Here is a 1,967-nt window from a genome sequence, read left to right on the forward strand (position 1 = left end):
CGGGGCGCCCACGGCGGACGGCGCCTGGGCGGTCGACGGGGACGGCCGCGGGCAGCCCCTGCTCGCGCTCTACCGCCGTGAGGCCCTCGTCGCGGCGCTCGAGCGGCGGCGGGCGGACGGTGGGGGGCGCGACTGCTCGGTGCGCCGGCTGGTCGCCGGCATGGAGCCCCTGCCCGTCCCGCAGCAGGAGGGTCAGGCGGCCGACGTCGACACGTGGCAGGCTGTGGCCGACCTGGCCAGGACCCTGCGTGGGAGGACCGACGTGACCGACGTGCCCACCCCGACACCCCCGCCCGCCGAGTCGGCGGAGCCCGGCGGGTCCGCACCGCAGGGCCGTCCGCCCGTCGGGGACGACCTGCACCGGTGGGTGGTCCGCCTCGTCGACGCCCTGGGCGTGGACCCCGACGCGGTCGACATCGACGCGCTGCTGGACCTCGCCCGCGACACGGCGCACGGCGTCGGCCGGCCGGCGGTCCCGATCACGGCGTTCCTGACCGGGTGCGGGGTGGCCGCCCGCGGTGCTGACCGCGCCGCGTTCGAGAGCGTGACGCAGCAGGTGACGGCCCTGGTCGCCGGCTGGGCTGCGGAGGAGGAGGGCCGGTCGTGATCACGGTGCGCTACTTCGCGGCGGCGGCCGAGGCGGCCGGCCGTGACACCGAGGTCCTCGACGCGACGACGCTCGCCGCGCTGCGCGACGACGTCGTCGGACGCCACGGCGCCGAGCTCGAGCGGGTGCTGCGGCGCTGCTCGTTCCTCGTGGCCGGCGCGCGCGCCGAGGACGGCGGCACCCCGCTGCCCGACGGCGTCACGGTCGACGTGCTGCCGCCCTTCGCCGGCGGCTGAGTCAGTGGTCCGCGCCGCGGACCTGGTCGACGACGTGCCGCAGCAGGGGGAGGAGCACGTCGAGACCCTGCTCGACGCCGCGGGTGCTGCCCGGGAGGTTGACGACCAGGGCTCCTGACGCGGTGACCCCCGCGACGCCGCGCGACAGGACCGCGGTCGCGACGTGCGCCTCGCCGTGCCGCCGCAGCGCCTCGGCGAGGCCGGGCAGCTCCCGCTCCAGGAGCGGACGCGTCGCCTCGGGCGTCGCGTCCCGGGGCCCCACCCCGGTCCCGCCGCTGGTGAGGACGACGTCGGCGGTCGGCACTGCCGCCGTGATCGCGCCGGCCACGCTCGCCACGCCGTCCGGCACGATCACCACCGGCGCGACGTGGTGCCCTGCCGCCCGGAGCAGCTCCGCCGCCCGGGCGCCCGAGCGGTCCTCCGCCTCGCCGCGGGCGCAGCGGTCGGAGGCGACGACGACGGCGACCCGGACGCCGCCCGCGTCGGACGCCCCGTGCCGGTCGTGGTGGTGCCGGTCGTGGTGGTGCCCGGCGCGGTCGGGCCCGGCGTCGTCGTGCCGGTGCTGCTGGTCGTGCGGGTCGGGCGGGTCGTGCGCTGCGCGGTCGTGCGCTGCGCGGTCCACCTGGTCCTCGTCCACGCCGCCAACCTACCCAGCGGGGCCGGGGTGGCCGGCGCAACCGCCCTCACCCCGGCCTTTGGTCCCGGGATGTCCCGGCGCGGACCGTCAAAAATCGCCTCATGGTGCAACGCACGACGTCGGCCGCCCGAGCCCTGGCCTCGCCCACCCGCGTGGCGATCCTGCACGCGCTCCAGGGTGCCGACGGGCCGCTGGGCGTGGAGGAGCTCGCCGCCGCCGCGGACGTCCACGTGAACACGACGCGCGAGCACCTGGAGCGGTTGCGGGTCGCCGGCTTCGTGGACCGGACCCTGGAGCGGCGCGGCACCCGCGGGCGCCCCCGGGTGCTGTGGATGGCGGTCGACCGCCCCGCGGCGGCGACGCTCGACGAGCGGTTCCGGGAGCACCTCCTGCGGGTCGTGCTCGAGGGCTACGACGCGGACGGGACGCCGTCGCCCGCGGCTGCGGTGCGGGCCGGTGAGGCGTGGGCCCGCGTGCACGCGGGCCA

4 protein-coding genes are annotated in these 1,967 nt (G+C 78.6%); 3 read left to right on the forward strand and 1 reads right to left on the reverse strand.

Annotated features, from left to right (window positions below; all coding sequences use genetic code 11):
- The coding region (locus tag N866_RS21685; protein ID WP_034229492.1) for a DUF6457 domain-containing protein at positions 1-607 on the forward strand (607 nt) is incomplete at its 5' end.
- On the forward strand, positions 604-843 hold the full coding sequence (locus N866_RS18425) for a MoaD/ThiS family protein (RefSeq protein ID WP_052023257.1): 240 nt from the start codon (positions 604-606) through the stop codon (positions 841-843). The genes N866_RS21685 and N866_RS18425, both read left to right, overlap by 4 nt.
- 1 nt (position 844) lies before the next feature.
- Here N866_RS18425 and N866_RS18430 read toward each other — a convergent pair whose 3' ends face one another.
- A complete protein-coding gene (locus tag N866_RS18430) occupies positions 845-1,480 on the reverse strand; it encodes a MogA/MoaB family molybdenum cofactor biosynthesis protein (protein ID WP_342668454.1) in 636 nt (211 codons plus the stop codon).
- A 101-nt stretch (positions 1,481-1,581) separates the two neighbouring features.
- Here N866_RS18430 and N866_RS18435 point away from each other — a divergent pair.
- Positions 1,582-1,967 (forward strand): helix-turn-helix domain-containing protein (locus N866_RS18435; RefSeq protein WP_155855485.1); only part of this gene is annotated, 386 nt, incomplete at its 3' end.

Source organism: Actinotalea ferrariae CF5-4 (genome assembly GCF_000603945.1).
In the GTDB taxonomy this organism is placed as follows: domain Bacteria; phylum Actinomycetota; class Actinomycetes; order Actinomycetales; family Cellulomonadaceae; genus Actinotalea; species Actinotalea ferrariae.